Source organism: Bradyrhizobium sp. JR3.5 (assembly GCF_054057015.1).
Window position 1 is genome coordinate 5328330 of the sequence record NZ_JBSRYV010000002.1, and the last position, 26492, is coordinate 5354821.

The 26492-nt window shown below is 59.9% G+C and carries 19 protein-coding genes and 3 pseudogenes; 10 read left to right on the forward strand and 12 right to left on the reverse strand.

The window, feature by feature from the left end; all coding sequences use genetic code 11:
* The first annotated feature begins 6 nt into the window (after positions 1-6).
* The 3 genes and pseudogenes from ACVWW1_RS42480 to ACVWW1_RS42490 all read left to right on the forward strand — a co-directional run.
* Entirely contained in the window at positions 7-540 is a 534-nt protein-coding gene (locus ACVWW1_RS42480) for a cupin domain-containing protein (RefSeq protein WP_429033393.1), read from the forward strand.
* A gap of 21 nt (positions 541-561) precedes the next feature.
* Positions 562-1437: a 3-keto-5-aminohexanoate cleavage protein gene (locus ACVWW1_RS42485; protein WP_456659989.1), complete on the forward strand. Its 876-nt coding sequence runs from the start codon at positions 562-564 to the stop codon at positions 1435-1437.
* Positions 1438-1694: 257 nt separating this feature from the next.
* Positions 1695-2318 (forward strand): annotated as a pseudogene (locus ACVWW1_RS42490) (integrase core domain-containing protein); the annotation flags it as partial.
* A gap of 484 nt (positions 2319-2802) precedes the next feature.
* Here the strand turns inward: ACVWW1_RS42490 and ACVWW1_RS42495 are convergent.
* From ACVWW1_RS42495 to ACVWW1_RS42510, 4 genes are read right to left on the reverse strand one after another with little or no spacing between them, the layout of a single operon-like run.
* Entirely contained in the window at positions 2803-3195 is a 393-nt protein-coding gene (locus tag ACVWW1_RS42495; RefSeq protein WP_456659990.1) for a hypothetical protein, read from the reverse strand.
* Positions 3170-4360 (reverse strand): helix-turn-helix domain-containing protein, encoded by a 1191-nt coding sequence (locus ACVWW1_RS42500; protein WP_429033400.1) that lies wholly within the window; start codon positions 4358-4360, stop codon positions 3170-3172. Before ACVWW1_RS42500 ends, ACVWW1_RS42495 begins: the two co-directional genes overlap by 26 nt.
* The gene (locus ACVWW1_RS42505; protein WP_456659991.1) at positions 4353-5732 is read right to left on the reverse strand and encodes a 7-cyano-7-deazaguanine synthase; all 1380 of its coding nucleotides are present in this window, start codon (positions 5730-5732) and stop codon (positions 4353-4355) included. Before ACVWW1_RS42505 ends, ACVWW1_RS42500 begins: the two co-directional genes overlap by 8 nt.
* Positions 5729-6304, reverse strand: a complete 576-nt coding sequence (locus ACVWW1_RS42510) for a hypothetical protein (protein WP_429033406.1) — start codon at positions 6302-6304, stop codon at positions 5729-5731. The genes ACVWW1_RS42505 and ACVWW1_RS42510 overlap by 4 nt, the downstream gene beginning before the upstream one ends.
* 296 nt (positions 6305-6600) lie before the next feature.
* Between ACVWW1_RS42510 and ACVWW1_RS42515 the strand changes: the two genes are divergently transcribed.
* The 5 genes from ACVWW1_RS42515 to ACVWW1_RS42535 all read left to right on the forward strand — a co-directional run bounded on the left by ACVWW1_RS42515 (position 6601) and on the right by ACVWW1_RS42535 (position 9317).
* Positions 6601-6879, forward strand: coding sequence for a hypothetical protein (locus tag ACVWW1_RS42515; RefSeq protein WP_456659992.1), 279 nt, complete (start codon positions 6601-6603; stop codon positions 6877-6879).
* On the forward strand, positions 6848-7414 hold the full coding sequence (locus tag ACVWW1_RS42520) for a type IV toxin-antitoxin system AbiEi family antitoxin domain-containing protein (protein ID WP_456659993.1): 567 nt from the start codon (positions 6848-6850) through the stop codon (positions 7412-7414). The genes ACVWW1_RS42515 and ACVWW1_RS42520 overlap by 32 nt, the downstream gene beginning before the upstream one ends.
* Complete coding sequence (locus ACVWW1_RS42525; protein WP_456659994.1) at positions 7414-8553, forward strand: nucleotidyl transferase AbiEii/AbiGii toxin family protein; 1140 nt, start codon at positions 7414-7416, stop codon at positions 8551-8553. Before ACVWW1_RS42520 ends, ACVWW1_RS42525 begins: the two co-directional genes overlap by 1 nt.
* A 304-nt stretch (positions 8554-8857) precedes the next feature.
* The gene (locus ACVWW1_RS42530) at positions 8858-8980 is read left to right on the forward strand and encodes a hypothetical protein (protein ID WP_429033414.1); all 123 of its coding nucleotides are present in this window, start codon (positions 8858-8860) and stop codon (positions 8978-8980) included.
* Between the two features lie 127 nt (positions 8981-9107).
* Positions 9108-9317: a hypothetical protein gene (locus tag ACVWW1_RS42535; protein ID WP_429033416.1), complete on the forward strand. Its 210-nt coding sequence runs from the start codon at positions 9108-9110 to the stop codon at positions 9315-9317.
* 549 nt (positions 9318-9866) lie between these two features.
* Here the strand turns inward: ACVWW1_RS42535 and ACVWW1_RS42540 are convergent.
* On the reverse strand, positions 9867-10364 hold the full coding sequence (locus ACVWW1_RS42540) for a hypothetical protein (RefSeq protein WP_456659995.1): 498 nt from the start codon (positions 10362-10364) through the stop codon (positions 9867-9869).
* Between the two features lie 1115 nt (positions 10365-11479).
* Here ACVWW1_RS42540 and ACVWW1_RS42545 point away from each other — a divergent pair.
* A complete protein-coding gene (locus ACVWW1_RS42545; protein WP_429033421.1) occupies positions 11480-12106 on the forward strand; it encodes a hypothetical protein in 627 nt (208 codons plus the stop codon).
* Between the two features lie 90 nt (positions 12107-12196).
* Here the strand turns inward: ACVWW1_RS42545 and ACVWW1_RS42550 are convergent.
* From ACVWW1_RS42550 to ACVWW1_RS42580, 7 genes and pseudogenes are all read right to left on the reverse strand, one after another.
* Positions 12197-13460: pseudogene (locus ACVWW1_RS42550) on the reverse strand (IS256 family transposase).
* A 904-nt stretch (positions 13461-14364) separates the two neighbouring features.
* On the reverse strand, positions 14365-15402 hold the full coding sequence (locus ACVWW1_RS42555; protein WP_456659996.1) for a hypothetical protein: 1038 nt from the start codon (positions 15400-15402) through the stop codon (positions 14365-14367).
* A 1507-nt stretch (positions 15403-16909) separates the two neighbouring features.
* Complete coding sequence (locus tag ACVWW1_RS42560) at positions 16910-17413, reverse strand: hypothetical protein (protein WP_429034275.1); 504 nt, start codon at positions 17411-17413, stop codon at positions 16910-16912.
* A gap of 258 nt (positions 17414-17671) precedes the next feature.
* Positions 17672-17893: a hypothetical protein gene (locus tag ACVWW1_RS42565; protein WP_429034274.1), complete on the reverse strand. Its 222-nt coding sequence runs from the start codon at positions 17891-17893 to the stop codon at positions 17672-17674.
* 182 nt (positions 17894-18075) lie between these two features.
* Entirely contained in the window at positions 18076-19194 is a 1119-nt protein-coding gene (locus tag ACVWW1_RS42570; RefSeq protein ID WP_456659997.1) for an IS630 family transposase, read from the reverse strand.
* A 1148-nt stretch (positions 19195-20342) separates the two neighbouring features.
* Positions 20343-21272 carry a COG3904 family protein gene (locus ACVWW1_RS42575; RefSeq protein WP_429034277.1) on the reverse strand — a complete coding sequence of 310 codons (930 nt, stop codon included), beginning with the start codon at positions 21270-21272 and terminating at the stop codon, positions 20343-20345.
* 1263 nt (positions 21273-22535) lie between these two features.
* A pseudogene (locus tag ACVWW1_RS42580) lies at positions 22536-23880 on the reverse strand (IS1380 family transposase).
* A 585-nt stretch (positions 23881-24465) separates the two neighbouring features.
* Between ACVWW1_RS42580 and ACVWW1_RS42585 the strand changes: the two are divergent.
* Positions 24466-26385 carry an esterase/lipase family protein gene (locus tag ACVWW1_RS42585; protein WP_456659998.1) on the forward strand — a complete coding sequence of 640 codons (1920 nt, stop codon included), beginning with the start codon at positions 24466-24468 and terminating at the stop codon, positions 26383-26385.
* Positions 26386-26492 lie beyond the last annotated feature (107 nt).

Here is a 26492-nt window from a genome sequence, read left to right on the forward strand (position 1 = left end):
ATAGCCATGGCAAAGCCAATTCGTCGCATTGTAACCGGTCATCGTGCGGACGGTCGGTCCGTCATTCTCTCCGACGACGCCGCGCCTAGCGTCCACGTGGTGCCCGGTACTCCCGGGTTGGCGGGAACCGTTCTGTGGGTCGCCGACAGGAGCCCGGCGGATATCGTCGAGCAAACGGAGACAGCCCCTGCCGACCGCAAGCTGGCGATCGAGCCGCCAGCAGGCGGCAACATGCTGCGCATAGCCGAGTTTCCGCCGGATAGTCTCTATTCGCGCGAAGAACTCGAGAAGTTCAGGCGTGAAATCGGAAGTCCACAGGCATTCGACACGAAGGCCAGGCACTTCTTCTTCCATAAAACCCCCACGCTCGATTACGCAATCGTGCTCGAGGGAGAGGTGTGGGCGATGATGGACGAAGGCGAGACGCTGATGAGGCCGGGCGACGTCCTCATCCAGCGCGGGACGAACCACGCCTGGTCCAACCGTTCGGACAAGGTCTGCCGGGTCGCCTTCGTGCTGATCGACGCCGAACATCACTAGAAGCAAAGCTGGCCAAGATCGATGTCGAATCCGACCATCATCACCTGCGCGCTGACCGGTGCCGGCGACACAGTTAGCAAGAGTCCCGCGGTTCCCGTCACGCCGAAGCAGATCGCCGACCAGGCGATCGATGCCGCAAAGGCAGGCGCGGCTGTCGTGCACATTCACGTTCGCGATCCGGCTACAGGTGCACCGTCCGTCGAGTTCGCACACTACTCGGAAGTCGTCGAACGAATACGGGGATCATCGACGGACGTCGTCGTGAACCTGACCAGCGGTCCGGGTTCGCTATATGCGGCGGATGGTCTGCTGCTCCATCCGGCTCCAGGCGTGAACCCACCGATGACGCCGCAACAACGGCTGGAACACATCCTGAAGCTGAAGCCGGAAGTCTGTAGCCTGGATGTAGCCACGCTGAATTTCAGAAGAATCGCGATGATCAATCTCGTTCAAGATCTTGAGGTCATGGGACGGGCGATAACAGACGCAAACATCAAGCCAGAAATCGAGGTGTTCGATCTGGGTCACATTCGGCTGGCCAAACACCTGCTGGAAGTCGGGATTCTGAAATCTCCAGCGTTCTTCCAGTTCTGTCTGGGCGTTCCTTGGGGAGCGCCAGCGCAGTCGGACGTGCTTGAGGTCATGCGCGGCATGCTTCCTTCCGGAGCCCTCTGGAGCGCATTCGGAATCGCGCACGATCAGTTCAAGATCGCCGCTGCGGCATGTGAACTCGGAGGCCACGTGCGCGTAGGTCTCGAAGACAACCTGTACATCGCAAGAGGACAACTTGCGTCGAGCAACGCGCAGCTCGTCGAGGAGGCCGCTCGGGTCATCACGCGCCAGGGGTCGAGACCGGCATCCCCGGCCGAGGCACGGGAGATCCTGCTCGGTGGGTAGTCGGCCTTTCGAACCCAAAAGGTAGCCAAGCCCGGTATCAAAAAAAGAGCGGGCACTTGCAGGCAGGATGGGATGGTCGAGCGGACGCGGTCCGAGATCACCGACGGAATGCGCATCGACTGGGACGTAGGTATCCGCATGGATGATGGTGTTATCGTGCGTGCCGATGTCTTCCGGCCCATCAGCGAAGGAAAATACGCTGCGCTCCTGTTCTATGTCCCTACGCGAAAGGTTTGCACTTCGAAGACGGCTATCCGGACGAGCATACGCCAGCGATCAGCACGGTTCATGCCGTGCTCAATCGCCATGGCCTGGTCAAGCGCCGAACCAGACGACGCAACAGGGCTGAGGGCACCACTCTCTCTCGCCCGGCCCAGCGCAATGAACTGTGGTGTGCCGATTACAAGGGCGAGTTCATGCTTGCCGATAGGCGATATTGCTATCCACGGACCATCACCGACTTCGCCTGCGACGCGCTCTCTACCACCAAGGAAGCCCACGCTTTCTCGGTGTTTGAGGCCGTATTCGAGGAATTTGGCCTGCCGCGGGCCATCCGCACCGACAGCGGCGTTCCCTTTGCTAGTCCAATGCCTGTTCGGATTGAGCAGACTGTCGGTGTGGTGGCTCAGGCTTGGCATCGAGATCGAGCGCATCAAGCCCGGCCATCCGCAGCAGAATGGCAACCATGAGCGGATGCATCTGACCTTCAAGCTGAAGGCCACCAAGCCGGCCGCCAAAACTTCCTGCAGCAGCAGGCCAGGTTCGACGACTTCATCGATTGCTATGACAATGAGCGGCCGCACCAGGCCCTCAAAATGCAGTGCCCAGCACAATGCTACCAGCCCTCGTCACGGCCGTACTGCGGCTTGCCAGACCTCGACTAGACGATTCGAACGTGTAACCTCCACCCTTCGCAGGGGACGCTCTATCTCTGGCGGAAGCGCAGCGCATCCCAACGCGCTGCGGCTTGCCATGGAAGGGCATGGGTAAATCTGCTCCTCGTTCACGCCTTAGCCGTCCAGCGACCCAATGAAAGCAATCCGCTAGGCTTCTGTTGCGACATCGTCAAACCAGTGTTCGCTGTTCACTTTAGATTTGGGAGCTTCGCGCGGTCGGCAGAATTTACAGCGGCGGCCCCAGAGTGCTCGTCGAAAAATCGCTCTCGATACCCAGGGAGGCAAGTGCAATCGCGTGAACGCTCCATCCCTATAAGCGCGATAACGCCTTCCACTCTTTGTAATGGAATTCGCATGCGCCCGTCGCGAAGAGCGAAATACATCGCTTGGATGACAGGTTGGTCGCCGAGGACCGCGATGGCCGTTGGATGATGTAAGATGTCTAACGACCAGCCTGGATTTCGCGTTTTCAATAGCGCGCTGGCGCGGCTTCGTCCGCGCCGTTCATCGATAACCGGCAGGAGAAAAATCTTGCTGCCGCGATGGCGATCGTTGCAGCTTCGCCGTCGTCAAGGGAGGGCGAGGTAGACGTGAGTTCATGAAAAATCTCGTATTCGGCGTCGGTCATAGTGGCGAGCGTCACGATTCCACCAGTCACGAGATCTAGCAGAAAGCGGTGCTCGCCGTTCTGCCGGCTCGTCTCGTGCTCCAGCTCTCCAGCCACGATCTCGGACACGAGGACATCGTTGGGAATGGACGCGAGGATGCGCTCGCCATACTTGCAAGCGTGAAGGTTGATCAGAACACTCGTGTCGAGAATCAGCGGATCCGCGATATCAATCAGGGAGCTTGCGCAACTCATCCGTGTCTCTTTCCTCAAGCTCGATCTGGTCGATAACGCCGCGAAGCTCCACTCGGCCCACCTTCAGCAGCTCCGCCAATTGTCCTTCCGACATGAGCTCGCGCTTCCAGGCGGCATGCGCCATCAGGCTCAGGCGGTGGGAGATGGGTCGGTCCGCGTCGCTCTTTGCGGGATCGCGGCGACCGGCCATTTCGCCGAGGACCTCTCGGACATTGTCATCGGTGATGCCGCCGTTGTTTTCGAACCATGCCCACGTGCCTTTCTTGGCAAGGCCCAATTCCTCGAGCCGCAGCCCGCAGGCTTGGCGCGAGATATTATATTGCTGGGCGAGGAGAATGATCAGGCGCCGGGTCGTTTTGCCGGTGATCTCCTTCAGTTGGCGGAAGCTTTCCGAGAAGCTCTCGGCTGGCGTCAGGAATGCACGGCCAAAGACGTTAGCATAGCGTTCATCGCGTGAGAGGAACTTCTCATCGTCTTCGAGCACTTCGGGAATCTGACGGGTAGCATAGAAGTGGCCGACCTCATGCGCCGCGGACTGGATGCGCCGCGGCAATGGGTGGTTGGCGTTTAGAAGTATGCAGGCGCCGACACTTTCATCGTAGGTGAAAAGGCCAGCAACCTTTGAACTGGATGAGAGACGACGCTGATACAATCGGATGCCAAGACCCAGTTCGATGACCGAGAAGATGTCGGCGATCGGCCCCGGACCGAGACCCAGCCAGTCGCGCAATTCCTTGGCATGCTTTTCTGCGAGGGCCGCAACGTCGCCCTCGTTTATACCGTGTTCCGGGGGGTAATTTCGACGTCGGTGGATGCCGAGGACATTCTCCATTTCAACGTCCGCTTTAATCAGGTCGTTGAATAGCTGAACGGCTTCAGTGGTGTGCGCGTCCTCCGTCTCCCGCAACTTGCGGAACCGAGGCATCAGATCGGTATGCACTGCCTCGCGGCGGAGGAGGGCGTTGACCGATACGCCGTAGTGGCGCGCGAGCGTCTGGATTTCCTGGATGCGCACACGGCGCACGCCCTTCTCGATGGATACAAGGGTGGGGCGGGACATGCCGATGACCTGGGCCGCGTCATCCTGGCGGACGTCTGCGTTCTCCCGTGCTATCCGCAGCCGGCGTCCTATTTCCTGTGCGCTCAGCTCATTCAGATCAGCCATTGCGCCCTCCATCCATCCAGCTTTTCAAAAAGCTTTGATCTCCTTGCGCGGACAAAAATGCCCGCCATTCCTCGGCATGAGTTACCAACATCGTCCTCAGTTTCTTCAGAGTGTCTTCGTAGTTTTCCGCTATCGCAGCTGAGAATTGCGAGGCGTGAACGCGAATGTTCTCGTCAGGCAAGCCGCTCATGTCCGCGAGATGCTGCAGGTGACGCGCACCGACGCTTCCGTATTCGACCATGATGTCCCGATCAGCCTTTTGGGGTATAATCGATAAAGCATCGGCCGCGTCAGAAGCGGCAAGGTCGGACACGATATACGTACCAGGCGCCTCGTTAACGCCAGCGGCATGCAGGCTGAGGCGTCTCAGCAAGCAAGCCGCGCACAGGCCACACTGCTTTCTACCGCCTACATTGACGACCCGGCGCGTTTGCCAACAGGAATGGGTACTCGTCAGATGCTGTTCGGACTTTCCGATCATGTCCAGAAACGCGCGCAACGTCTGACCTTTCGTCGACCAGAGGCGTGGCTGCTCAAACCGCACTCGGTAGCCCAGCACTGCCTTGATGAAGCGCTCCATCTTCCGAAAGAACGTCGGATGGTTGCGATAGTCGGCGTAGACGTTGTGCAGCGGGAGAAGTACCGGCCCAAGCGCGCCCTGGCCGCTCTCCGGAACAATGACGCGCGTCACGTTTGAGAGCTGTGCAGCAATCGCCGTCACCGTCGCAAACTGAAATCCCCGCGAGCGGAAGCTGCTTTCGTTCCCGCGATATCCCTTCACCTTGAAGGGAATCTGCGTGAAATAACTATCCCCGTTTTTGCGCCGCTGGCGATTGCCCGCGACCCGGATACACAGTGCCTCAGCCTCGCTCCCGCTCAGAGCGGAGACGGCACGCGAATCCAAACCATCGCTGTAAGCGACGGCGAAGGTCTTGGCCTTGCCGAAGTCCAACGGCATCTGCCGCGTGCCGATCGGCGAGAAGTTCTTTGCCTGGACAAAGGTCAATCGCCATGCGTCGCCGGTCAGGTGGTTCAAGACGCCGTGCAGGGCCTTCAGAACCTCCGGCTTCTGCCAAGCCTTAAGGTCGATGACTGGGATCGCCACATCGAAGGTTCGGCGCCAGCCCAACGGACGCTTCCAACGCCGGTCAGCGAACTCGATGGCGGCGCAGAGAACAAGCATATCGTAGTGCAGCGGCTCGAAGCCCTTTACGTCAAAGCGATCCAGAACCGCCGGATTAAAGCAAATGTGACGGCCGACCTCCGCGATCACAGCACCCTTCGGGAGGATGCGGCGGCTGCGCTTCTGTCCCTTTTCGATAACGATCAAGCGCTTGTCTTGCATCGGTGAGCATTTCGGATTGGCGCTCACTCTTCGGGCCCCTCATCTACGCCGGCTTTCTTCTCAACCGCCTGCCTGAACGCGCGCTTGTTGCCGGTGGCCAAGGCGTCGCAGAGTTCGCTGGGCTTGATGGCAGCGAACGTCTCGCGGTTCCGCTCGATTCCCTTCTGGTAATCTTCGCGGCTCATGTCGCCGAGCTCGCGGGCACGAATGCATTCTTCGTCGAGCCGGTTTTTGGTGGTGCCGATCCATTCTTTTGTCGTGCTGTCGAGCGCCTGATCGAGCGCCTTCTCGGGAGGGAGTTGATCCCGGAGATTCGCAATCAGATGTCTTTGCAGGGTATCCGCCAGTGGCGACGTTGGATGAGTCTCGAAAATCGTTTCGACCGCCGTGACCGGGTCTAAGTCCATTTGGGGGCGGTCGGCATGAGCTTTGAGTTCATCGAAAAGGGGACTGAACGTCTTCATGTCCACGTCACCAATCATGCTGTGGCACGCCTGCGTCGTTCGCTCCTCACGGCTCGTGGCGTCGCTGACCAGGTCTTGGCCATAACGCTTCCAGCTGCTGGGCAACTCCGCATTTCTGAATGGTCCATCGCTCATGGCCGCCTCCTACGTCGGCAACATAGTAACAAAATCTGACAATGTCAATATAACAGTGTAAAATGTCTGACATTGAAGATCCGGCTAAGGAAACCGCTTAGTTCGCCTGATGCGGTCCTTTCGCGGGGCGGCTTGTTCTAGAAGTGTGCGCCGGAAGGGATAATTTTTAGCCCATACGGGCGCGTTTTCGCCATCAAGGCGATGGCCCGTCGGCCCGCTTTTCTCAGGAGGATTTGTTGACAGATTTGCGTCAGACCGGCTATTTATTACCCACTTCGGAGCAAAATTGAAGACTTATGCAACCCCGCCAGCACAAAACGGCCAGCTTCCTGTCGGCTCATCCGGTCTTCACCCGGGCTGAGTTCGCGGCGGCCTTCGGCCATCCGGCGAGCGCGGCCAATGTCACCAGCCTACTTAGACATCACCTGCGCGCTGGCAACATCAAGCGGGTCAGTCGCGAGGTGTTTGCCGCAGTGCCGGCCCACATGGCGGCGGACCGGATGGTGATCGACCGCTTCGCCGCGGCGAGCAAGCTGCGTCCCGATGGGGTCCTTGGGATTTCACTCAGCCCTTGAGCTGCACGGCATAGCCTATTCCGAGTTCAACGAGGTTCAGCTTATCAGCGCCGGACGGACCGAACGCGTGGACCTGCCATTTGGTGCTTGCCGCTTCGTCACGCCGGCGAAGGCGTTGGCGGCGACAGGCAAGGCCAACTACCTGACCGCGACTATGGACCGCCAGGGCGTGACGGTCCGTGTGACGGCGGTCGAACGCACGGTCGTCGATGTCCTACATCGGCCAGAACTCGCAGGCGGCGGCGAGGAAGTTCTGAAGTCGCTGGATCTGGTGCGCTATCTCGATCCGGCGAAGGTCGCCGACTATGTCGAGCTGCTGGATAATCGGTCGCTCGCCTCGGTTTCCGGCTGGTGGCTCGAGAAGCGGCGCGCCGCGCTCGGCGTCTCCGACGATGTCCTGGCGCGCCTGCGAACACGGCTTCCACGATCAAAGCATTATGCGCTGGGTGCGGAACCCGGTCATGCGGTGCTCGTCGAGCCATGGCGCGTGCTTCTCCCAGCGCAGGCGGTCGACGCCGCCTTTGAAGGCGTTTGATGGTCGCGTCGCGAGAAACGCTTCAGGAAATCGCGGCCGAGCGGCAGCTCCAGCCTGCGACACTGGAGCGTGTGATCCGGCTGATCGACATTCTCGATGCCTTCGGCGCCGACACGCTGATCGGGCCGCGCGTCGCCTTGAAGGGCGGCACGGCACTCAACGCCTTTCATTCCGATCTGGACCGCCTCTCTGTCGATATCGACGTCAACTATGTCGGCGCGGTCGACAAGGAACAGATGGACGCCGACCGCCCGGGATTGGAAGACCGGATCGAGCGCTTGATGGAATCGAAAGGGTACGGCGCGCGGCGTGAGCCGTCCGAGCACGCTGGCGGCAAATGGATTTATCGCTACGCCTCTGCGCTGGGCGGCGCGGGGACCATCGAGATCGATATCAATTATCTCTACCGCGGCCCGCTCTACGGCGTGGATCGCATGCCATCGGTGGCAATCGGATCCTACCAGGCCACGAATGTTCCGGTCCTCGATATCCACGAGATCGTCGCTGGCAAGATGGTCGCGCTGATCACGCGGCGCACCGCGCGCGATCTGTTCGACGCCCACCGGATCATCGCCATGCCGTCTCTCGACTGGGCGAAGATCAAGGCGGCCACCTTGATGATCGGGGCGAGCGCCAAGAGCTTCGACTGGCGCACAGCCTCGCTCGAGGCGATCGGATGCGAGGTCGGCGACATTACCGGCAAGCTGACCATGTGCCTGCACGATCGGTATTTCGACAGCTTTGGCGGCCCAGCAGCTTGGATCGAGAGCGTCACGACTGAATGCCGGGAGAAGCTCGCGCCGCTGTTTAAGTTCACAGCGGGGGAGGGCGCATTTTTGGATGCCGTGCTGGACCGGGGTGAGATCGCCGCGTCTTCTCTGGAGGTGCCAGCAAACGTGCGCGCCTCGATAGAAGCCAGTCCGGCCCTGCGGTGGAAAGCGCATGAATGTCAAAGCTTGGAAATCTGGCGACAAGTTGCTGGCGGCACGTACAAGACGAGCAGCGCGGCCACGTGGAGAGACCAGGTGAATACTGAAGTGGATACCTGTCGAAAATTCGTTGTTCCGCGCCTGCCAACGGCGGGTTGGGAAGGCGACGCGGCTCGCCGGGGTAGGGGTTTTATATCGAAGAGATTTTGAAGTGGGTCCGAGAGGCCGCTGTCCAGCGCCAGTGGCCTCTCTGTATTCCCTAATTGTTCGCGGGAGGTGCGTTTAATGCCCACGCAGGTATGGGGTGTTGCCACGTCAATCGGCTGGACAGTGATCGTGGGCGCTATGTTGCTCTATATGATCTTCGGCCCTGGCTAAACCCTGCAACCGAGCATCTGGCCCATTTGGGTATCGGCGGCGATGCATCGCAGGGGCGCTGAGCTACTGCGCGTCGTGGGTGTGGAAAAGCGCGAGTGTGTCGAATCCCGTTATCGAGCGGGGGGCTCCGGCCACAATGGAAGAACTAAAGCATCACGACTTCATCGACTATGTCGATGATCTGGTGGCAATCCAGCCAGTGCAATGGCTGCTCAACGGCTTCATCATCCAGCGGCCGACCGAGCGGGAAGCGCTCTAGCAGCTTGAAGCGATCATAGCGGGCGCTGACCCTGAGATCGTGCAGGCTTTCGCTGAACAGGTGAAGCAGGCTGGCGCATCGACTGCGGAGAAGATTGGAACGTGGGCGGATTCGAGTCACGCCAATCTTGTCCAGCCAACGCCGGTTTCAAGACCCGTCTGTTCGGTCCCCCGAGCTGATCGCGGAACGCATCCGCGTCGATGAGGCCATCGGCGTCGACATGATCCCCTGCGCCTTCCTGAATTTCACCGACGAACTGCCGGCGTTCGGCCGGGAGGTGATTGCGCTCTTGAACCCGGCCAAAGCCAACAGGGCCCACGAGCCCGAACCTGCTTGAGCCGGCTGTGTCAAGATCAAGATGTAGAAGAGGAATGAGCTGAGAGCACAGGCCCCTCCAAAACGAGGCCCTCGCAAGAGCAGCGATCGGCGGCATGCGCGTCGCTATTTTTGCGACTTGCTCGACAACTTTGGAGATGATGAGGTCATCATGACGTATCGACCGACACAACAGCCGAGATAGACGCGCTAAGGATCGCGCGATGCCATTTGACGAACACGGATCGCCAAACGATAAGATTGGCGGTCGCGCTTGCGTCGCAAACGGCTGCAACCTATGCCCCGGGAACTGCAATCGGGTATCGAAATCGTCTTATGTGAACGCCTTGATCATCTCGCGGGCTTCTTCAATGCGCCCGGTAGGAAACTTGCGAATCCGCAGCAGGTCGCGCAAAGGTAGAGCCGCTGTCGCTGCCCGGCCCTCGCCCGACGCCCTCCCAACTGATCATGGCGGTCGGCGAGGCGTACCCTGCGCTGACGAGGGATCGGGCTTTTGGTCTACCAGAAGATGGCCGGCCGTCCCGTCGTATCCCGGACACGTCCAATCCGATCATTTGCAGGCGATCTCTAAGTCGTCTAGGTCACGAGCTTCGTTCTTTTCGCTGGTGCCTGCACCAATGAACTTCATGCTGATCTTGGGCGGCACGGCGAAGTCAACGTCAAGGTAAGCCGTTCCCATCTTCATTGTGCTTTGAATGCGCTTTGCCATCGCGGCGCTACTGATCAGAGTGGACACCAAGAGGCCGCCGCCGCCCGTTTTAGCGGCGATGGCATTCACCTTCTGAACGTCCGCGTTTCCGCTGGACTTCAAACGCAGCCGACCTTTCGGCGGCAAACCCCACGTCACCCGAAACGTCGTGACCTCGTAGCCCATTTGTTCGAGGATCGGCAGTGCCTCACCGATTTGCTGCGTAAAAGCACTGAACTCACCGGTGAGCTTTCCCGTCGCACCCGAAAAATCGGGCAGCGATAGATCGGGTATTGATGGTAGCGAGACGGCTGGCATCGATGGCATCAAATCGCGAGCGGATTTTGTGATGCTTTTCAATTCGGCTAGGAGACGCTTTGTCCTCGGCCTGAGCGGGGCCGATACTCGATGAGAATAGCGCGACAAGCAGAGCAAACCTGTGCATCCAATACTCCTTGCGTCGCAATCGACGAGTAACTTTCAGCCTCAACGCGACGCCTGCCTCAGCCGATACGAATCGATCATCGCAGTGGTCACGTCGCTCGCGTAGCAGAGTGGTGCAGCGCCGCCGGGACGCGAGTGCGCGCTCCTCGCGGCGCAAGATCGACCGTTGCGCATTGTGTCATCCGGGCACGCGCAAGGCTTGCCTGTCGCGTGATACTGATCCCGGCTCGCCTTGATCAGGATCGCCGCGATGGCGGCGGCGGTCAGAGCGGCCTCGACCTTGCGCTTGGGCTCAGGCGGCGGAGAGACCTTGTCAGGTGGACTGCTTGTGTTGGCCGGTGCGGAGCTTGGGATGGATGATGGCGACGACGAGATGATTGTCGGCCTTAGCAGCGTAGCAACGACCGGTGGAGCGGTGTTGGTGAGCGGCTTCGCTATCGCGGCAGATTGCAGCGCAACAGCTGGGGCGGGCGCGCTTGTCGCTGGCGCACCCTGACGACCAATCGAATAGGCTCCGAGGGCCGTAACGCCCAAGAGCAAAATTACAACCCCGCTCCGCATAATCCGAAAACTAGAGCGCAACCAACAGGCGAGATCAATAGTGCGCGCCACGCCGTCGCACTAGACCTTAGTTGTGTGCGCGCGAAGGAGTTTCATCTTGTGATTGAGTGGCGCTTCTAGGATTTAGAGGCCTCGTCTCAATTTTGGGGCGTTCAAGGAGAACTGCATTGAAGAAAATAATGATTGTCGCAGTCGCGCTGCTTTGCTCAACGGCGTTTGCACAGGCCAGAGGCGGCGGACACGGCGGAGGCCGCGTTTCCTACGGTGGGGGTCATCACACCTCTAGCCACGGCGGTTCTTACCTCGGCGGATCAGGATCGTCTCACAGGGGCGGCTCCTATCGGAATTTCAGCACCGGCAACCGGTACGGCACGCACAGATAATTCACTCATCATACCCCGGCATCGAACTCTCGGCGCCGGGGTATGGCCACGGAGGGCGACTTTTGACTGTTCGCGATAATGCATCTGATGAAGGTGCAGGGGATCGAACTATACCCGACCGACGAACTGGGGCAAATCGCGGCGACCCGAGCGGAAGCGGCCCGAAATCTCGGTACCGTGTCAACCGGCATTGGCTTCATTGGCTCTCCGGCATGGGCTATCGGCGCCAGCGCGGCACTTGGCTTCATCGAGTCGGCCGTCGCCGAGGCAAACAAGAAAACCGGGCTCCGCTTGCTCGCCAAGGCTGAGGAGATGTGGACCGCGACGAGCACCCGTGGCCTCCTATTTCGCATTCTCGATATCAACCGGATCGACCGACCGGCGCCAAGCGCTTGGTTTGGAAGCGTGCCAGCCTCGGAGCATGTCTTCGTCGGTGCGATGGGGCGAAAGAAAAAATGCCAGTTTCTCGAATTGCATGGCAAAACCGACGCTGATGTGGTGAACGACCACGTCGAGCGCCGGATTTCGAGATCGTATGTCCACCATGGCGATGACTTCGTCATGGTCGATACTGAATTCGGTTTGATGAATGTCAGATGGTCGAGTGTGGTGGGCTATGTGGCCCCGCGCCGAGCAGCCAGCCATCCGCCGCCGATACCAACAATTTTGGAGGCGAGGGCGTGTGCGCCCATTAAAGGAGGACACCAGTGTTAACCGCGCAAGAGATTTCGGAAGCTCGGTGCCGTCCGGAATGCGGTTGGAATTCGGCTTGGCGAATTCTCCGGGTAACATGAAGTTATCGTTTCAGGCGGCAAGGTCAATTGGCTGATCGATGGGTTTTGTGGCGAGGTTTGCCAACCATCGACTTTGCGCATGCTGATCTGCCCCGAGGCTAACAGAGCCCAGAACATCATCGCGGCGGTATCTGCCGACGGCAACACGGTTTGGGTTTTGATCCGGCGCTTGAACTCCTCGTGCAATCGCTCGATCGCATTGGTCGTGCGCAGGCTGCGCCATTGGCTCGGCGGCATGCGCGCGAAGGTGAACAAGCGGTCGCCTGCTTCCTCCAGGCTGTCAGCAACGGCGCGGTGCTTGAGCCGCCATTTGCGGATGAAGGCCTTGCGGCGAACGGTGATCTCCTCAGGCGTCGTCGCATAGATCATGTCGTTGTAATCTGCGGTGATCTCGTCGTGCAGGCGCTCCGGGGCATGTGCCAGCAGGTTTCTGTGTTTGTGGACCGTGCAGCGTTGCACCGGCACGCCTTCCCAGACGACTGCAATGGCCTTGTCGAGCCCCGGTGCGCCGTCGACGATGAGGAACTCGGGACGCCTGAGCCCGCGCTTGATGAGATCGTCCAGCACCGTGCGCCATGCCTCGGCGCTTTCGCCGCCCATGCTCTTGATCGCGAGCAGAACCTTCTGGCCGTCAGCTCGCACGCCCAGCACAACGAGCAACGAGATCGAGGTCGCCTTGCGGTCGAGGCGCACCCGAACGACGGTGCCTCGAGGATCAGGCGCACGATCGGCTCCTTGGCCAGCGAGCGGCTGTTCCAGGCATCCCAGTCGCCCTTCACCTTGCGCCAAGTCCGGCTCACCGTGTCCTTGCCGACTGTCCCGCCGAACAAGGCCGCCAGCGAGCGACGTACCCGTCGCGTATTGGTGCCGGCCAGGTAGCTGCTTGCGATCAGCGCATCGGCGGCAAGCGTGCGTCGCTGATAGGCCCGCAGCGCCCGGCTCTTCCATTCCGTCGTTTTGCCCACGGATGTGGTCAGCCGGGCGCGCGGCACTGCTATCTCGATCCGCCCGAACGTGCCCGTCAGCGACCGCGTCCGGCTGCCATGACGGTGGCCCGTGACGCAGAGGCCTGCTTCATTGCCGGCCATCTTGCTTCGTTCGTAACGAGGCCGTGCCAGCGCGGTATCGAGTTCGCCGCGGATCAGTTCTTCGATGAACTGACGAGACCGAGCCCGCACCTCGGCCTCGATCGGGTCAAACCAGTTGTCGAAAAGATCAACAGCCAGCTCAGTCGTAAGCTGCGAGGAATCAGGCTCCGTGGTAGGCTTGTTCATGGCGTAGTCTCCAGTCCGACGCTTCAACGCCGGATGATTCGAGGTTGATCACCCCGGAGACTACGCCAACCTCAATTCCTACCAACTCCGCGACGGCACCACCGGCTCGGGCTGAGGACTTTGTTCGAGTGAGCGACGCAAAGCCCCCGCCCTCTGGGTATGACGCGCACCTATTGAGGCCGCTGCAATTCTCGCGATGCCAGCCAACCGGCTGCTCTTTCCGTAGGATCAGGCACCTCAACGGTCTTCGCCCGCTCGCATACAGGACACTCGAACGTCTGCAACTCGAAGCCGGCGCGGCTCGGCCGGCAGTGCGCGAGCGCCATGCGGACGCTGCATCTTGGGCAAACCGGGACGGTCATGATATAACCTCCTTGAGAGGCAGCCTTGCCCTTATCAACTCAGGGAACTGTGTCGCGGGTCCCGATCAAATTCGCGTTTCAATCCGGAAGAACGTAGGAACCTTGATGCGCGCCATCGCAAAATGAAGGGCCCGAGCAACCTGCCCGGGCCTCTTCATTCGATGATGGTTTGATGTGCTCAGCGGAAGTAGTTGCGGATCACAGTCGCATCAGCTTGGCGCGGGGTGACGAAGCTAACCGGAAATGGGCGGTCGCTCACACATCCGCCGCGTCCGCTTTAACCTCGAAGGGCGACGTAGCAGCTGACATGCTGCGCATGTCGGCATTTGGGCCACAAGCGGACTCGCTGCCCCCCTTTAGATCTCCTCTTCGAGAGACGTCCAGCTCTCTCACCTCATTCATTGCTTCGGGACGCCTCCCTTCCGCAGTCCATCGACTATGTCGTCAAGCTCACGCCGAAACTGTGGGTTAGTTGAGAATGCATATACAACTTGACTGTACGCCTGCACGGTGAAGTTTGGTCGGACCTTGTTCAATTTCGGCTAACGCCTGCCGTGCCTGCTCCAATTGCCCCGTAGCTGCGTAACGTCTCCACCGTCCTCGCCGCTTTTGACACTGCGTCCCAGAGCATTGGCGATCGTGGCGAACTCAACCGTCGAGAACGAACCAAAGCGTCGGCCCGGTCCGCCGAGGCCGCGCGCGATGTCCATTACTGCCTGGTGGCATGCCGCGTCTTCTGGCCATTTGCTGAAGCCGTTTACCAGGCCCGCCAGTTGCTGCGGGTCAAAATCGGAGAGCCGGGAAGGCACCTGACCGGCGATGGCGACGGCAGCCTCGCAACAGCCCGCCGCGTCCGGCCATTTGCTGAAACCGTTGACCAGGTTCGCCAGCGCCTGCGGGTCAAAACCGGAGAGCCGGGAAGGCACCTCACCGGCGATGGCGGCGGCAGCCTCGCGACAGCCCGCCGCATCCGGCCATTTGCTGAAACCGTTGACCAGGTTCGCCAGCGCTTGCGGGTCAAAACGGGAAAGCCGGGAAGGCACCTCACCGGCGATGGCGACGGCAGCCTCGCGACAGCCCGCCGCGTCCGGCCATTTGCTGAAACCGTTGACCAGGTTCGCCAGCGCCTGCGGGTCAAAACCGGAGAGCCGGGAAGGCACCTCACCGGCGATCGCGACGGCAGCCTCGCGACAGGCCGCCACGTCCGGCCATTTGCTCAAACCGTTCACCAGGTTCGCCAGCGCTTGCGGGTTAAAACCGGAGAGCCGGGAAGGCACCTCACCGGCGATCGCGACGGCAGCCTCGCGACAGGCCGCCACGTCCGGCCATTTGCTGAAACCGTTGACCAGGTTCGCCAGCGCTTGCGGGTCAAAACGGGAAAGCCGGGAAGGCACCTCACCGGCGATGGCGACGGCAGCCTCGCGACAGCCCGCCGCGCCCGGCCATTTGCTCAAACCATTCACCAGGTTCGCCAGCGCTTGCGGGTCAAAACGGGAAAGCCGGGAAGGCACCTCACCGGCGATGGCGACGGCAGCCTCGCGGCAGCCCGCCGCGTCCGGCCACTTGCTGAAGCCGTTCACCAGTAAGGATAGCCCTTGGTTAGTCTGCCTCCGAAGTCCGCGGCTTTCATCGCAACAAAATTCCGCGATTCTGATCGCCCCCCTGCGGCATGCCGGCACCTGGGAGTGTCGACCGAATGATGCGGCGAAGAGCGGAAGGGCTCGGTCCTCGACTTCGTACATAATCACGTCGTCGAGCCTCGATACTCGAGCTGCCAAGGCCTTGCAAGCTTCCATGCCTTCCCGACCGCCAGCCTCTCCGCTCACCTCGTTGCATGACCTGGCGTAGCTCCATGATTCACCAGCGCGGATATTTTGCTCCAAGCGCGCTACAAATCTGTATCGGAAATCAGCGGCGGCTTTTTGCAGGAACGTTGCCTTGTCGGGCATTCGCAACTGCCTGGCATATCTCACGACTACCCCTGAGAATCCATGGACGTCGTGAGCCTGATCAATATCCCTTAGCGCCGTATTAAGTGCGTTCGAAGGTCTATAAGGGCGCTCTAAGCTTGTACCATGGACGCTCTGCGCGGCGACATCGTCGACACGCCGCTTTCCTGATCCAGCCGCTCGGTCGGGCACGGATTGCCCATGCGGGCGGCTCGCCTCTGTTCGCGAGCTTCCGGTTGCTCGATCGCTCCGCCAGTGCTCGCTGCCAGAACGCGACGAGCGTTCGGTCGAACTTGGTGCGTGACGATAAGATCTATGCGGGATCTCGGAGCTTCCACCATGCTCGCGCTGCGAAGCCATATCGTCGAAAGGGACGCGAGCAGAATAAGTCTCGAAAACTTGAGGCTCAGAGTCCATCCGCACAAGGCCAGAACTGCTCGTTTGACCGTTCTCACTAGAAACGCCATCTGTGTAAGACTTGGCCGCGACTTCACCGCTGTCGTCTGTAGATTGCCAAATGCGATTCCCGAGTCCGCTGATGCCAGTCATAACGCGCCTCCAATACAAGCACGAATGCGCTAGTCGTGATTCTTGATGCACAATAGCGACCTTGAGCGCGCCACTACAGCCATCCGTCGCATTCGAATCTTCTGTGCTCCTTTCCTACGACCAGGACAAATAGATGTTCATTATGAAGCGATATTCCACAGCTATTGAACCCCTCGTTTCGTCCAGCAATGGAACAGTGAAATGGACCCGGTTTTTGGGACCACGTGCTCGGTTGGAAGAGGCCGCTCCGTTTGATAGACGGGGAGCATGATGACGACGAAGGCGAGCCGCAAGATCGACGCGACACTAAATCAGCAGATTCTCGCGCCTTCGGGTTGGTCAAGGTTGCTTACTAAGTCTACACCCTCTCTAGTTGTTGCTTGGACAATCGTCGGTTCTACGACGTCCGAATAGATGGCCGGTTGGGCTCAAACGCCGATGGCCGCATACTGACAAACCTTGGTCCGCTACCGCTCGAGAAGCAGACTTTGCCCTAGCAATCCTGATCAAAAATGCAAGAAGCAGAAAAACGCAGACTGATAAGCCCTTTCTCATTTTCTTATCAGTCTGCGAACCGACTCCGTTGCGATCAAAGCTTATCAGTCGCGCATCTCCTAGGATTCGTCTTTTTGAAGATCGGGGTCGACAGGGGAGCGGCCGCTCGCTTCACGCTGAACGCCGATTGGATCGGTCTTTTTCCGCGGTGACGGCGCCGCCTCTGACGACGGCTTCGGGGAGGCTGAAGTGATCTTGCCGAATCTGTTACCGGTTGCGCCGCGGGCTCGCTGGGCGGCAGATCGGTGGCTGATCGAGGCGGCTCTCTTCGAACGGCGTCGGCCGTTTCGAGCGCAGACAGGAATTGCCGCCCTTCTTCCGTTATTTCCCAGCCGCGAGGATCGCGAAGCACAAACTTGGCCGAGAAAATGTTCAGGTCAGGCGCATGTTTGGCCAAACGCTTCAACCGCTTCATACGATCTGTCCAGTCTTTGCCGCTGTTCATCAGGATTTCGACCGCTTGCCGGACTTCGGCAATGGAGGCCCGCCCGGCGGGCTGGCCGGCCAGCACTTTCAGGATGGTCAGCTGGAAGGACACTTCCAGGTCTCCGATGTGACTGGGCGTGTAGAGTTCCCGGCGCAATGGATCAGGCACCAGCGCGCAATATCAACAACATGGCGCGGTTAACCTCAACTACAAACGGAAGCTATGTCGTCGGAAGCCGTCACGACGCTGCGGGCTGACTTGCCCGCAACTGTCCTTTCGGTAGCCAGAAAGGCGAAGTCAGCTAGGATGCTTTAGCTGTTCAGGAGGTGGCCATCAGGCCGCGCTATTCTCCCAGTCAATTGAGATGGGCTAACGCTGATGTCCGAGTCCAATTCCAAGGACCAGTGCCTTCTGGCGGAGTGCGCCAATACTGCGCTTCGTCAATTTGGATATCTTCGTAACCGGCGTGCGCGCTTTTGAGTGGGCCTTGAGCTCCTTGATATCTGTCTTCGTCCACTCGCGCCACTTCACGGCTTTCTTGGTTGCTTTCTTCACAATCATTGCTCCTTCGAGAGGAGCGGCTTTTAACATGGCTTTTCTGCAATGGCGACAGTCAAGAAAACGAAACGATCACCGGAACTCGCGCAGCCGCGCCAACTCAACTACATGCTCGCGAGATAGCACGCCGGTTACTAGAGGCGGTAGTGGCGTGCAGTGATTTCGTAGATGGCGCGCTGATAAGGGCTTCGCCATCAATTCTTGTATGCGGCCATCTAGTGTCCTGAACCGGAAGTTCGCAACATCGCGTGGTGTTCTGCCGGGGCATTGTATCGGCAGAAACGCTCGATGGAAGCAAGGATGTCATCGGCGGATTTGGTCCATCGGAACGGCTTGGGATCGGCGTTGTGTCGGTCGATGAACGAAGTGATGTCAACCCTGAGGGCGGCGACGCTGCGATAGACGCCGCGTCTGATCTTCTTATCGGTGAGGAGCGCGAAGAAGCGCTCGACCTGATTGAGCCATGACGAACTGGTCGGGGTCAGGTGCACATGCCAACGCGGCCTTCTAGCGAGCCATCGCCGGATCAGCGGGGTCTTGTGGGTGGCGTAGTTATCCATGACGAGATGGACGTCGAGTTCACGCGGCACGGCGGCCTCGATGTCGTCGAGGAACTTGCGGAACTCGGCGGCACGGTGCCGTCCGTAGCATTTGCCGATGACCCGTCCGGTCGCGATGTCGAGGGCGGCGAACAGCGATGTGGTGCCGTGCCGTTTGTAGTCATGGCTCCTTCGGGCCGGCTGACCGGGACGCATCGGCAAGATCGGCTGACTGCGGTCCAGCGCCTGGATTTGCGACTTCTCATCCACACACAGAACGATGGCATGCTCCGGCGGTGAGACATAGAGGCCCACGACGTCGCGCACCTTGGCCACGAAGTTTGGATCGGTCGAGAGCTTGAACGTCTCCAGCCGGTGCGGCTGGAGCCCGAACGCCCGCCAGATGCGTTGCACCGTCGACACCGACAGGCCGCTGGCCTTCGCCATGCCGCGGGAACTCCAATGGGTGGCGTTCTCGGGGCAGTTCTCCAGCGTCCGCACGATCACGGCTTCGATGCGGGCATCGTCAATCGTGCGCGGCGCTCCGGAACGCGGCTCGTCGTGCAGCCCGGCCATGCGCCGCTCTACAAAACGCCGCCGCCACTTGCCCACGGTCTGCCGGCCCAGCCCCAGCTTGGCCGCCACTTCGTTGTTCTGACCGCCTTCCGCGCAGGTCAACACGATCCGCGCTCTCAGAGCCCGCGCCTGCGCCGTCTTTCGACGCATCGTCAGCGACCGTAGTTCGGCACGCTCATCATGGCTCAATATCAGGGCTGCAAGTTGCCGGGCCGCCATCAGATCCTCCGTCGCTGTTGCAGCCGCCATCTCTGGCACAGCGACGCGAATCTACTGCGAATCTACCATTGCGAACTTGTGACTCGGGACGCTAGCGTGCCATCAACGACCGTATGTGGACCTGAACCCGCAGCGCGGCGCTCATTGTTGAGCGAGGACCACTTGCAAAGAGTTGCTGGCGCTTGGAAGTTGATCTGGGCGTCATCGCTATTCATTTTAGCCTGCCCGATAAAATGGCCTGCCTCAGTCGGCGGTCTCCGTCACCCGGCCCTTGCCTCCGCACACCTTGCACTTTGGCGGGTAAACTCTCCGGCCGTCATGTAGCTGCTGCACAATCGGCTCAAGACCTGAGCCGCCGCATGCGGGACACTTCCTCTCGGAGACTTTCAGTCTAGCCTGTTTCGTTGCTTTCGAGACCATGGCGCGCGCCAGTGATTAGATGCGACGCGCAAGAGTGTCCGGTTTCGTCTCGATCAACAACAATGGACGCGAATTAACGTTGATAGCCCCGTAGTTTTGCGGGCGGCGCTGCGCATGCTCGGGACAAATCCGCTTTGCTCTTGAACTTGGACATCGTTCGACGCGGTGGGGCGTCTCGAACGGGCCAAAACCGGAAGTGACACCGCGCCGCAGTCAGAATCGAGGCATTTTTGCGGCGCGAGACCGTCGATGATCGCTGCATCGACGGTCACCATTCATCGTAGAACCACTCCCTTGCGATTCGAGGCCGCGCTCTTGCGTACGGCGGCTGAGACGTCCGCTCGGGCTTGCTCACGGCCGGAGTCGGCGGCGTGCCGACTCGGCAATCCGTCAGGGTCGATCAGCCTCCAGCACTCCCTTCAGCCTTGTCCAAAGAATGGCCGGATGATAGCGCGTTTGAGGTCTCGTGATAATGGGCGGGATACGGCAATGGCGGCGAGGAGCGGAGCGGTCATGGCGCGACGTCCAAATCGACGGTGCTGCACAGCGCGTGGGTGCGGAAAGTTGACGCTGCTAGAACGCCCGAAGTCTATTCATCTGCAATCTTTGACCAGCCGCCTGCGCTGTCCTTCATATCACGGTGCATGGTGCCATTGTCCCAGTTGACGCAGGTCCGAACGTCATTGAACTCATTCAGGGTGCACGCTTCACGTGCTATAATTTTGCCTTTACATATCTTCTTCAGTTTTCAAAAAGGCGATCTTTCCCTTGTTGTCCACGTAGGTCAGACCCGTGATGCAGACTTTATGCTCGGGCTGACAAGAGCGAGAAAAAAGCGGATTTCCATTATTTTGACTCGCTGACTTCTCCATCGCTTTGTTCAGTAGTTCACCCCAAGTAGGCACATCATTGTTGGAAGAGCGAGAAGCAGCTGCGTTTGCGCCTGATGGCGCTGACGACATTGGCCCGGTCGGCGGAGTTTGCTGCAAGTTGGCGACAGGTGGACTAGCCGTTTGAGATGGGCGCCCCATCATGGTCGTGCCCATGGACTGAAGATCTTGCGGACTCAGCCAAACCATGTCGCTCGGCGCGGTGACGACCATTCTCCCGATGATCGCCGGTGGGACTCCAAGCTCCTTCGCCATCTTGGCCATAGAGACTGTTGCCGCGCCCGAAGCGACTGTCTCCTCACCATTTTCACCGGATGCCCCGTGAACGCCGATTTGAGCGCCATAGCTCACATTCTTTGCTGATCCGGCAGCGAACATCAGGAAGCACGCCGATGCGCAGATTGCCGTCTTCCCCACGTTTGTTGACATTTTGCCGAACCTGATCGAGTCCGCGATCTTCGCTCCCTCAAGCAAGTTGCCGCCGGGAGAATCAAGCCGGACGTTCGCAACGTACTTCCCGGCGTCGTTCGCCTGCTTCACGGCCAGCGAAAACTTGTCTGAATCGCCGGGAAGGATCTCCCCAGTGATCCAGATGGCCGCCTGGCCGGACTTGCCGATCCCGCTCTTGATCTCGGCGGATTGACCTGCCTGGAGGTTGAAGAACATGGCCAAGAGGGCGCAGGCTGCCGCGCCGGCATTACGTTTCGCACTCATAAAACATGCCCCAATAAACAGCGAGATTTTCCCGCAACCAAAAAGCACGGGCAAGCCCATTCACAATAAGGCGGAGGGATACTTTCGGTGGACAGTGGCGCGCGGGAAGGGCACCACAGCGCCCAGCGCCCAGCGCGCTCCGCTGGCGAGCTTTTGTCGTCCGGCGCTTGGGCGCCTCCGCCGCGAAGCTATGGATGAGATCGAGCGGCTGCTCGCCCTTCTCGATGAAATGGAGCCGGGCTCTGACCTCGAGCCGTCTCTCGGCGCACCCGGCGCTGTCCCAATTACGACACTCGTGGTTCCGGCATCGGAACACCGTGTTCTCCCGGAGTCCACATAGATTGTGGAAAACTCTAGTCTCATCGTTGCCGGGGCTGGACATTTCATCCCGATCTTATTTTCGAGAATTCTCCCGGTAAGGGGTCGCGGCGTGAGCGGCCCCTTTCGATTCGGCGGAGCGGCGAAGCGGCCCCAGCATCGACCCAAGGGCGCTGGGCCCGTTTCATTGATGCTCAGCATCGGATCATGTCTCTCCCGAAGCATTCTGAATTGCTCGGTAACCTATTGATCCGATTAGACGCCGAATCGTTCCGTAATTCAGGACCGACGTTGATATTGCTCGAAATCCTCCCGGATTTCCGCGCCGCTTGACCACGGTCAAAGCCCGCGACGACCGACGGCAATAGGGTCGTGTTTGAATGCCCCTCTTCGAACATCGATTTACCTGAGGCAGGTGTCGCGATCGTTTCGGCGGAATTTCCTGATATCGGGGCAATTCACACCGAAGCTTTGGTACTTCCTCGGTAATTAATTGCGCTCGGACCACCTACCGTGTGGGTCCGGTGTCCAGTTGTGAACGAAACGTCGATTGTACCCACGCGTTTTCGCTGTGCGGCAGGTTGTCGGACCGCCGCAGGCTCAGAGGCCTTTGTCTGAAACCCATAGGGGCTTGAGCATGCGGATCGTGCGTCCGGCCCTCGGTGCGAAGACCGTCAAGCCTTCGTCCAATCGGGTTTTGGCACCCCCTCGGCCGGATCCCCCCAAAAAAAGTCGCAAGCGACTTCTCAAGCCCTGACGTGCCCCGGATGCCGTCCGCGATCGACCGCATCAAGCCCCGTTCTGGGGCTTCACATCGAAACAAGCCTATCATGAGCAACTAGCCCGATCTATTCACGAGAGCACGGTCGTTCTTGACGTCTGACGGGGGCTGGCGGCTGGCGTGGGCGACCGTCCGGCCTTTTCTCACCGGTTTCTTCATCAAGCTGTTTTGTACGCGTTGGAGGAGTGGGGTGGGTGAGCGGGCGCAGGCCCGGTCGGTTACGGACCGAGCGCGAGCAGCGCGCCGGGCAAGCTGCGGAAGAGGTCGGCTTCGGGGCATGCCGCGGCGAACGCAAGGCGAATGCGGCTCGCGGTCTCGACGACCCGGGCTGCTATTTTCAAGAGACGAAGACGCAGCGTCGCGAACTCGGCAGTGGCCAATTCCCGGACTTTGGGAATGGCGTCGCGCACGGTCAGCATCAACCAATAGGCGGCGGTGTGGAGAACGAGTCGGACTTGATTGGCGAGCGCCGAACGGCAACTGGTGCGATCGGAGGCGAGCTGCGTCTTATGCAGCTTGATCAGATTCTCGGCTTGGCCGCGCGCGCAATACAGGCTGTCGTAGATCCACTCGGCCGAGCCGACATCGAGGCTGGTGACGACGAAGCGGATGTCGAGGCCGAGCATCGTCGCCTCAATACGGGCGACAGTGCGCCGTTCGTGATCCCAGGACTTTGCCTTGTGGCGCGTCTCGGTATAGCCGCGCAGAACAGGCAGGTTCTCGATGGCGCGTCGCGTGCGGATGTCGTCGGCGACCTCGTCAACTTTTCTGGCGAGAGGCTTGGTACCGGACAGACCGAAGATGTAGTCGATGCCGTTGTTCTCGCACCACGTCATGGCCTCCGGCCGGGCATAGTGCCCATCGCCACGGAACGTAATTCGCGTCTTGTGCCACCGCGTGCGGATATGCCGTACCAGGCGTCGAAGATGGGCACGCACCTCGACGCCGCCCGGCGTCTTGCCGGGCCGCAGCACGACCGCCACGGGCCGGCTCGTCTCCGTGTCGTAGACGTGGATCGGCAGGAAGCAGCGTTCGTCATAATGGGCGTTGAACAGCGAGAGCTGCTGATGGCCGTGGACGACATCGCAGGTATCATCGATGTCGAGCGTGACGGATGCCGGCTCGCGCGGGTAGCTATCCATCCATGCGTCAACCAAAGTGTAAGTCAGTCGGATCACGTCGCGCAGGCGCGGAGCATTCTCCAGCCGCGACAGCGTCGGTTGGGAACACAGATCGCGACCGCTGTCCGGCAAGCCGTCCGCAGGCCAGCTTGAATGCCGGATCGGACCGCAGATGATCGAGGTCGTCGGCGTCCTCGTAGCCGCAGCAGATTGCGAACATGCGCGCTCGGAACATATCGACAAGGCTGTGCACGACCCGCGTCGGATCGCGCCGATCCGGGAACACCCGGGCCAAATTGTCGGCCAAACCGAGACCCCGCTCGGCCATCGCCAGAAGCATCACGCCCCCATTCGAGGTTAGGCGCCCACCATCGAAGGCAGCTGTGACTTTCTTGGCGTGAACGGCTGGAAACGAGAAGGGCAGAATCGTATCATTGGTCATGGCGGGCGTGGCGTTCGCGGTTGAGGTGATGGGGTTGGCTTCGCAACCGAATCCTACGCCGCATCAGCGCTTTACACCACGCTCGCCAGCCTCTCAGGCACCCTCTCGCGAATAAGACGGGCTAGCAACCGACACTGATTGCCTACAGCGTCAAAGAACGCGAGGGTAAAGTCGCCATTTGGAGCAAGATTGGAGCCGTCTTCCCGCACACTAAAGGTGCCGGCATGACCATCCAGCTCGACGTCCTTCCATTGCGGGCCGCACGCGCGAGCCCAAGGCCGACGAACCAGCAGAGGCTCAGATTCCGGTTCGAGTCAAAGGGAAGGCGCTCTCCCAGCGCCTCCCTACCTTGGCTGAAAGCGAAGCCGTTCGGACGCGACGGGGTTGTTGGAAAAAGCGCTCCTGTTCAATACGTGCGGCGGAGCTTTGCGCTCGCTTGCCATTGGCTCAGTTGCATGGCGCAATTACATTTGGTCGATTTCAATGTAGATTGCGCGCCGTCGGAGCGAGCGCGAGCCTTTTCTCACAGGGCACTTGCTCGGTGACAGCTGCAGGGGGACAGAAATGGCTTGCCGGACTGGTTGGGTGCTCCGCATCGTTGTCGTATCGCTCCTCGTGATGCTGCTCCCCCTCATGTCCGCCCAGGCCGCCAGCATGGCATTTCGGATCAATCCGCCCACCATCTCGGCGCTAACCGACGCCAGGGAGAGCCTGAAGCCCGCGGAGCAGGCGATCGTCGGGACGGCGGTAAAAAAGGCAATGCCGGTCTTCATTTTTATCCCGGGCATTCTCGGCTCCGCTCTCTCACGAACCGTCGCCGGACGTGACGTCATGTTCTGGGGAAAGTTCTCCGCAAGTGACTTTGTTCAGGACAACCCGGCCTTCAAATATACGGACGGTGAGACGGTTACCACCAATGTGCTGGATACGCTTTACGCGCCTCTCAAGAATATCGACATTTACGGCAAAGCTTATGCTGAACTCAGCATGATCATGGGTCCCGCGAATGTGCTGCGGTTCTCCTATGATTGGCGGCAATCGAACATTCGTAGCGCAAACGATTTGTCGCGCTGGCTATGCCGGGACGACGTTCGGAGCATCGTCAAAGGACGGCCTGTTGTGTTCCTCGCCCACAGCATGGGCGGCCTCGTGCTCAAATATTGGCTCGAACACATCTATGCCAGCGAGCATTGCCCGGCCGATGGCGAGGTCTTCGAAGCCTGGATGCCTATCCAGAAGCTCGTTTTTGCCGGCACCCCGAATTATGGCGCCCCCAAAGCCGTGCTGTCCTTCTCGCGAGGTGAAACGCTCTACGTCGATCCCGCCAATGACGGTCCGTTGTGGAACGCGCTCGTGGCGCTCGACATGAACACCATCTCGCGCAATCTCAACAAATACGGCATCCGCTATCCGAGCGCCTATCAGCTGCTGCCGGTCGTCAATACGACCGCGTGTTTCTCCCGGCCCGGTTGGGAGACCGACCTGGAATTTCGAACGCCGAATAACGTCCAGGCGAACATCGATATCTTCGAACCCCAATCCTGGAATCTGCTCGGTTGGCCGGCGCAGCTGTCCGCTCAGGAGCGCAGCGCGTTCATCGCCAATGAATTGCCGTCGCTTCTGAACGAAGCGCGGGCGTTTCTGTGCGACGTCGCGGCCTATGACGTGGATCACGCCTTCGAAGGCAAGGTCGTGCATTTTTCCGGTCTGGACCAAAAGACGGTTTGCAAGATCGTCTTCAAGGCGCCGGATTACCAGGGCGATTACGTTCCGGGCATGTGTCCCGGCGATGGCACCGTTCCGAACTGGATTGCCGCCGATTTTTATCACCTCAAGGCCGGACAACCTTCCGATCGGCAGCACCACGCCGCGCTGATGTCCGCAGTCGAGTTCTCGACATTCCTGGCGCAGCTGCACAACGAGATCTATTCCAACCTCACGCTGAAGGCGACCGAACTAGAAGGAGGAGCGCAGACCATCACCAAACTGTTCACCCAACTGCGTTATCTGCCGCACGCCGATCCCACGATGCCCACACAACAGACCGCCGTGATCGCAAAGGTCGCCGATCAGGTGGTGGCCGATCTCGCGCTCTCACCCGGCAAAGACATCCTGCGTTTCGCCGACGATAAATCGGTCCTGCCTACCGACCGCTCGAGCGCGCTGTTGATCTATTCGACCCTCTCGGGCGTCACGTCGGCCCAGCGGGCACAGGCGATCAATAGTGCTGCGGAGATCAAGCTCGACACCCAAGACTGGTATCAATCCTTCGAACTGTCGAAAAGCGCGCTCATCTGGGCAGATGCCGTGCCAAACTCCGATCCTGCATCCGCCAAGATGCGTACCGTAAAGTCGCAGGCTGCTTTCACGGCGGCAATCGCCTCCGCGCGCCTTGGCGATCGATCCGCGGCAACGCAGTTTCGTCGCCTGGCCATCGAAAGCGGAAACAAGAAGGCGCTCAATGTCCAGCTGCCGTTCCCGGCTGCCCCCGGTACGCTGCAATGATCGGCCGACCGCGCTTCATGCGGCTCTTGTTGCGTCCTGAGGGTTTCCGGCGTTCGCCGCCGCCGATCGCGCCGCGCGAGCCGTTGCTCGGATGCCGTTAGAGGATC